At 60.9% G+C, this 6,430-nt stretch carries 10 protein-coding genes; 7 read left to right on the forward strand and 3 right to left on the reverse strand.

What is annotated here, in order from left to right; all coding sequences use genetic code 11:
* Nucleotides 1–3: 3 nt before the first annotated feature.
* The 3 genes from OIU93_RS12835 to OIU93_RS12845 are packed head-to-tail and all read right to left on the reverse strand — an operon-like array spanning nucleotide 4 to nucleotide 2,531.
* Nucleotides 4–672 (reverse strand): response regulator transcription factor, encoded by a 669-nt coding sequence (locus tag OIU93_RS12835; protein WP_264270470.1) that lies wholly within the window; start codon nucleotides 670–672, stop codon nucleotides 4–6.
* Nucleotides 650–2,161 carry a cell wall metabolism sensor histidine kinase WalK gene (locus tag OIU93_RS12840; RefSeq protein ID WP_264270471.1) on the reverse strand — a complete coding sequence of 504 codons (1,512 nt, stop codon included), beginning with the start codon at nucleotides 2,159–2,161 and terminating at the stop codon, nucleotides 650–652. Before OIU93_RS12840 ends, OIU93_RS12835 begins: the two co-directional genes overlap by 23 nt.
* The gene (locus tag OIU93_RS12845) at nucleotides 2,154–2,531 is read right to left on the reverse strand and encodes a hypothetical protein (protein ID WP_264270472.1); all 378 of its coding nucleotides are present in this window, start codon (nucleotides 2,529–2,531) and stop codon (nucleotides 2,154–2,156) included. The genes OIU93_RS12840 and OIU93_RS12845 overlap by 8 nt, the downstream gene beginning before the upstream one ends.
* Nucleotides 2,532–2,730: 199 nt before the next feature.
* Here OIU93_RS12845 and OIU93_RS12850 point away from each other — a divergent pair, with 199 nt between their 5' ends.
* The 7 genes from OIU93_RS12850 to OIU93_RS12880 form a co-directional block, all read left to right on the forward strand.
* Complete coding sequence (locus OIU93_RS12850) at nucleotides 2,731–3,306, forward strand: hypothetical protein (protein WP_007273072.1); 576 nt, start codon at nucleotides 2,731–2,733, stop codon at nucleotides 3,304–3,306.
* Nucleotides 3,307–3,378: 72 nt separating this feature from the next.
* Nucleotides 3,379–3,915: a dihydrofolate reductase family protein gene (locus OIU93_RS12855; protein WP_007273071.1), complete on the forward strand. Its 537-nt coding sequence runs from the start codon at nucleotides 3,379–3,381 to the stop codon at nucleotides 3,913–3,915.
* A gap of 96 nt (nucleotides 3,916–4,011) precedes the next feature.
* Nucleotides 4,012–4,479 carry a hypothetical protein gene (locus OIU93_RS12860; RefSeq protein WP_007273070.1) on the forward strand — a complete coding sequence of 156 codons (468 nt, stop codon included), beginning with the start codon at nucleotides 4,012–4,014 and terminating at the stop codon, nucleotides 4,477–4,479.
* Entirely contained in the window at nucleotides 4,476–4,805 is a 330-nt protein-coding gene (locus OIU93_RS12865) for a transcriptional regulator (RefSeq protein ID WP_007273069.1), read from the forward strand. The genes OIU93_RS12860 and OIU93_RS12865 overlap by 4 nt, the downstream gene beginning before the upstream one ends.
* 45 nt (nucleotides 4,806–4,850) lie before the next feature.
* Nucleotides 4,851–5,153 (forward strand): hypothetical protein, encoded by a 303-nt coding sequence (locus OIU93_RS12870; RefSeq protein ID WP_007273068.1) that lies wholly within the window; start codon nucleotides 4,851–4,853, stop codon nucleotides 5,151–5,153.
* A gap of 115 nt (nucleotides 5,154–5,268) precedes the next feature.
* Nucleotides 5,269–5,994, forward strand: coding sequence for a VIT1/CCC1 transporter family protein (locus tag OIU93_RS12875; RefSeq protein WP_007273067.1), 726 nt, complete (start codon nucleotides 5,269–5,271; stop codon nucleotides 5,992–5,994).
* A gap of 110 nt (nucleotides 5,995–6,104) precedes the next feature.
* Nucleotides 6,105–6,430: MGMT family protein (locus OIU93_RS12880; protein WP_264270473.1), on the forward strand; the 326-nt coding region annotated here is incomplete at its 3' end.

Consider the following 6,430-nt stretch of genomic DNA (forward strand, 5'->3'; position numbering starts at 1 on the left):
GGTTCAGGACGGATCCTCGAAGCGGTACCCCATGCCACGCACCGTGGTGAACCATTCAGCGCCCAATTTGTTGCGCAAGTAGCGCACATACACGTCAACGACGTTTGACCCGGGATCGAAGTCATAGCCCCACACCCTGGATAGCAATTGCTCCCGGCTGAGCACCTGCCCGGGGTTTCGCATAAAGGCCTCGGCCAGCCCGAATTCCCTGGCCGACAGGTCGATCTCGCGACCGTGCAGACGCGTCCGGCGGCTCCCGAAATCGAGTTCCAGCGGGCCGACTCGAATTACCTGCTCCTCGTGTACCGCCGCCTGCGGACGCAGCCGCAGCCGCACCCGGGCCAGGAGCTCCTCGAACCGGAAGGGCTTGGCCATGTAGTCGTCCGCGCCGCCTTCGAGCCCCGCAACGGTGTCGTCGATGCTCGAACGCGCCGTGAGAATGATGACGGGGGTATCGACGTTGGTGGAGCGGATGCGCGCAAGAACCGAGAAACCGTCCTCGTCGGGCAATCCAAGATCCAGGACGATCAGCTCGAAGTCTCCGGTCTGGGCAAGGTACCCGCCTTCCTTGCCCGTGTCGGCGACGGTCGGGGCGAAGCCAGCGGCCTTGAGGCCCTTGGCGACAAAGGAACTGATGCGGTCCTCGTCCTCAATGATCAGTATTCGGCTCATCTTCTTCTTTCTCCGGGGCAATGGGGATTTCAATGACGAAGGTCGAGCCAACGCCCACATCGGAGCTGACCCCGATGCTTCCTCCGTGTGCTCCGGCAATCGCCGAGACGATGTTCAGTCCCAGTCCGGAACCCTCGGTGCGTTTGGAATTGTGGCCACGGCCAAAGCGTTCGAAAATTCGCTCCTGGTCAGTCACTGCGATCCCGACTCCCTCGTCGCGGACCCAGAACCGCAGGACCTCGTTGCCGGAGTCCGTCGTGATGTTGGTTCCCATGGTAATTGTGGACCCGTCGGCGGAAAACTTGACGGCGTTGGAGCACAATTGCAGCATCGCCTGGGTGATGCGCTGTGGATCGACATCGGCAGTGGCCTCGACCCGGTGGCCGATCCTCCAGACACGGTCGCCGAGCGGACGCGCCTTGTCCAACAAGTCGTCGAGCAGGGTGCCGATGTTCGTGGCGGCAGGCTGGACGAAGTCGACCCTGTTGGAGTTCGCCAGGGTGACCAGGTCGTTGATGAGGAAGGACATTCGGTCCAGTTCCGCCAGCGCGATGTCCCGTGACTGGTTGACGTCTTCTGGATCCAAGGGGTCCATGAGCTCAAGGTGCCCCTGCACGATGGTCACCGGCGTTCTGAGCTCGTGGCCCACGTCGTCAAGGAGCTGGCGCTGGGAAACCATGGCGTTCTCCACGCGGTCCAGCATGGCGTTGACAGTCATCGTGAGTTCGGCGAGGTCGTCGCGTCCGACCACTTTGATGCGCTGGGACAGGTCCGATTCGGAAATCTTCCGGGCGGTGTCGCGCAGCAGGGCCACGGGGCGCAGGAACCTGCCCACCAGCAACCAGCCGGCGGCTCCTGCCACCAGCAAGATGGCGAGGCCGACCGCCACATACATGAGGAAGCCGCGATTCAGGGCCTGCCGCTCGGCGGTGTAGTCGTAGGCAAGGAACAGGTGGGCAGGTGGTTGGGGCTGGGCGAGGGTCAGCGGAATGCTCACCACTCGATAGGTGGCCTTGGCAGTGGGCACAGTTTGGAGCATGACCCTTTCGTCCGGGGCGGAGTTCACCGCCCAGGCGATGAACTCCGGGTCGTTTTCCGGGCGCAGCTGGACGATCTCGGGGGCGGTCCATCGCACGTCGTTGTTGACCATGCTCAGCATGCCCTCGTGCTTGGCCGGCAGGGTCTGCTGCATGGCGGTGTACAGCAGGGCCTCGGCCGTGAGCGGTGCGGAAGCGGTTGCCGATTCGGAACTGCGGGCGGCCAGCACCTGGAATTCCTGGACGCTGCGCTTGAGCGAGTCGTCGATGCGGGCGTCCATGGTGCGAACCTGCAGGAGATAGACCACGGTGCCCGTGACGGCGAACGCCAAGGTGATCAGTCCAAGCATGCCCGCAAGCACGCGGGTGCGCACGGAGAACCCTCGCCGGGCAACGCGTGTGCTGGCGAAGAACCTTGCCAGATGCCGGGCGAGTCGGGTGATCCTAGTCATCGTCGTCATCCGACTCTTCGAAGTCATCGTCGTCATCGTCGTCGTCGTCCACGGAGGACGGGGGAAGCGGCTTGACGGGTGCCGACTTGCTGGGCAGGACCGGCGGCTTTGGCGAAGGCTTGACGGAGGGCTTGGCCGGGGGCTTCGACGATTTGGTGGGCGAGGGAGCGGTTGGCTTCGGCTTGGGAGTGGGATCCACGGACGAGGACGACGGGTTGGACGGTGTCGGACCCTCCTCGACGGTGATTGCCGGGCCCAGATTGACAGCAGGGGGAGCAGTGAGTCCCAGCGCCACCACATAGGTCCCCAGCCCCAAGGTCAAGAACACCGCCAGCCAGGCCACGATCTTGCCAGTTTTTCCCAATCCCATGCCCACTAGTATGGCTGAGAATGATGAGACCCAAATGAGAAGGGTGAAACGGCCGGGTCGAACCGGGAGGGATCACTCACCACGTGGCATCGGGACGCCCATTGCTGGATCTCCGCGCCCGGCATCAGCGCACGGGGTGTGACCATGCATTTTTACGCCCGGCTAAGCGCCAGAGCTTTGGCAGTGTTACTCTTTGGGCATGGTGGTACGCCGTTTGGAAAGCCTTGGTCTGATTATCGGACCCTTGCTGTTCGCCCTGTCACCGCTCTTCTGGATCGACGGACACTATGGAGTGACCGGCGGGCTTCTCATTGCCATAGCCGCCGTGCCCTGGGTGTACGGACTCATTGGGGAATACAACGCCCTCCGCCCCCGGTTTCCCCTTCTGTCGGGGCTATGGATGCTTCTGGTGCTGATCGGCATGTTCGGCACCGTCGCGTTCGGGCTGCAAGGCGTGTTTGAGAGTGTGTTCGGTATCACCGAGTTTCGCTCGCTAGCTACTTTCGACATCTACCCACTCCCGGTGGCTATTGTGCTGATTCTGGCCGGACCGCTCTTTCCGGTCGCGCTTTTGTCCTTGGGCGCAATGCATTGGTGGACCGGGCTCACGCCCCGCTGGAGCGCTGTGTTGTTGGTATTTGCGGCGGCTGCGTTCCCGGTTGCGCGGATATCTCGATCTGTCCCAGTTGCGTTCATCGCTGACCTCGTCATGCTCGCAGCCTTCTGTGTGGTCGCCTGGTTTGCCTGGCATCGAAGGGACGAGGAATCCATATAACTTGCGGCTTGCGCTCAATGATGCAGAACTCTGACCCTGATTTCCAGAACATCGCAAGAAAGGTGCGCTCCCATGACCACCCACTTCTATACTGCTTCAAGCCTCGACGGGTTCATCGCCACCCCCGAGCATTCCCTTGAGTGGCTGTTCAAGCAGGACTTCGATTTCGAAGGCCCCATGGCATACCCAGAGTTCGTGAAAGGAATTGGCGCTCTCTTCATGGGTGCTTCCACGTATGAGTGGCTACTGAGCAACCAAGATGAGTGGGGCTACGAGCAGCCGGTCTGGGTATTCACTCATCGCGACCTGCCCGTTCCAGAAGGCGCAGATATCCGCTTTGTTCAGGGTTCAGTGACGCAGGCTCACGCAGAGGCCGTCCTAGCTGCGCAGGGAAAAGATATTTGGGTGGTGGGCGGTGGCGACCTTGCTGGCCAGTTCGCAGATGCTGAGCTACTCGACGAAGTCTGGGTACAGTTCGCGCCGGTAACACTTGGTTCCGGCCAGCCTCTCCTTCCGCGAAATCTGCAACTCGAAATCATTGACCACGCTCGCAATCGCGATTTCATTTGCATTCGATACCGGGTACTCCGAGAGACGCCTCACCCGTAGATCTTGAAATCCGCCGCAGACTCGCGCGCAGGCAGGAAGTGATCCACAGAATCGATCACTTGACAGACTGGAAAGTGATAGCTTAATCTTTCCAACATGGAAAGTAATGAGATTCAACAACAGCTCCGCGAGGCCGAGCGGGCAGCCGCCGCGCCCCATATCGCTCTCCCCAGGTCCCCCTGGTGGCACACTCTCCTGATCAGCCTCACGGGTCCAGCCCTCGTGCTGCTCGTGACGCAAACGCAGGGATTGTTTTCCGAGCGCACCCCTTTGGGGTCTATCCCGACCCTTACGATCGTGCTCATTGCACTTGTCGTGATCCTCGACCAAAGAAAACGCCGCGGCGTCACCCCAAAGGGCAAGGCTCCCCAAGAAATCCGCCGAGTTTTCAACTGGTACTTACTCGGCACGATCATACTCATAGCAGGCGTCTTCGCGCTGGCCGTCACGAGTTCACTCTGGGTAAGCATTCCGGTAAGTTTCGTGGCATGCCTGGGTGGGCTGACCTGGTTCGGCATCGCCTACGAGCGGGCTGCCGATCGTGTACGGGTTCGACTGGCATGATTTCCGACCTCGACCCGGTCATTCACGCGCCCAAACGGCTCGCGCTTATGGCACTGCTTGCCCACGCTCAAGACGCAGATTTCGGGTTTGTGCGCGATGCATTGGGGGTCAGCGATTCCGACCTCTCCAAGCAGGCCACTGCTCTGACTGAGGCCAGCTACATCACGGTCGCCAAGGCGGGCCGCGGGCGAGGCGGCACGACCACATTTCGAATCACCAAGCAAGGTCGCACCGCGTACGAAAAACATCGGGCCGCACTAGAAGCCTTGCTCGCGGGGAGCAATTTCAGCGTCTCGTCTGACAGCACTGTAGCTAAGGAGTCGTAGCCAGACGGCATGGCACTCATCAGGCCTCCCGAATAAGCTTCAACCATGACCGATTCACAACCACAGAACGCATCCGGCTCAGTTTCTCCGAGGATCGGCCTGCCCGGTATCGCCGCAATCTTCTTTACGCTCACGCCGATCCTCTTGATTCTCGGCTGGATGATCTTCATGGGCACCTCAAGCCGTGATTTCTTCTCCGGAGCCCCCTTTCAAGCCATGCTCGGAACGTTTTTGATCTTGATCGGCCTATTGTGCCTGTTCTCTGCGCTTCTGCTTGTGGGAGTTCGTGTCATCGCCCAACAGCACCTCAACGTGCTCGTTCAGCTCAGCAGCCCCCGCCCGGAGTAACAAACTGGGCCATTCACGGAGGAAATCTTCGTCGTGACGCAGTCGATTTGCGCGGCCCGACCACCTTCAAAAACGGGTTCTCACGCATCGAGAATGATTGCTAACGTTGCCTCACGTGAAGGAAATCAACATCGCAAACCCACACGAGTACGACCACACTCACTCGTCCTCCGCCGGGTCTGGGTGGCTTCGCGCTTCGGTGTTCGGTGCGATGGACGGCCTCGTCTCAAACACCGGCCTCATTTCAGGTATTGCCGCAGCAGGCGCTTCCCCTGGCATTATCGCGATCACCGGTATCTCGGGCCTCATCTCTGGCGCGATCTCAATGGCGCTTGGCGAATACACCTCCGTGCGGACGCAGAACGAGCAGCTTCAAGTTGAGATCGACACCGAGCGCGACGCCCTCACTCGCAATCCAGAAGGCGAGGAGGCCGAACTCTCGATCATGTTCGAGTCGCTCGGCATGCACCCTAGTACAGCTCGCGATGCCGCTTCACAGGTGCACGCGAACACCGAACAGGCGCTCAGAGTGCACCTCGCGCACGAACTTGGCTTGAGCCCCGACGAAAAGCAATCGCCGAGGGTGGCGGCAATCGCATCTCTTGTCTCCTTTAGCGTGGGTGCGATTATCCCGGTCCTTCCGTTCCTGATCGGCTTCGGAACCCTCGGGTGGGGGCTCCTCTTCGGCGGAGTGGGTCTTCTCGCTGCGGGCTTCGCTGCCGCAAAGTTCACTGACCGCAACCCCTTCGCGAGCGCGGGCCGCCAGCTGCTCTTCGGCGGCATCGCCGTCGCGGCCACCTATGGCATTGGTACGCTCCTCGGGGTCTCACAACTCGGTTAATCGGCGAAGATCGAGCCCACACTCTTCAGCAGCGCCCAATTGGCTTGGTGATCCTCAAAATCACGCGATCCTCGCAATTCGAATCTCTGCTGTGGCCGTAGGCTTAACGCATGCCAAGCCCGGAGTTCGTCGACGCAGTGCTCGACGTCATCAGGCGCATCCCGCCAGGGCGCGTCATGACATACGGTGACATTGCGCACGCACTTGGGTCCAACGCTCCGCGGGCAGTCGGTCGAGTGCTCGCCTACTACGGCCACGCCGTCACCTGGTGGCGAGTCGTGCCGGCGAGTGGACTGCCACCGCAGGGACACAGTCGTCTCGCCCTTCCCCACTACCTTGAAGAGGGCACACCGCTCAGGTGCCAGGTATCGGAGGACGACTACCGCATCGCTCTGTCATCGGCCCGACTCAGCTACGATCATGAAATTTACTCGGA

It is taken from the genome of Paeniglutamicibacter sp. ZC-3 (assembly GCF_025847175.2).
Taxonomy (GTDB): Bacteria; Actinomycetota; Actinomycetes; order Actinomycetales; family Micrococcaceae; genus Paeniglutamicibacter; species Paeniglutamicibacter sulfureus.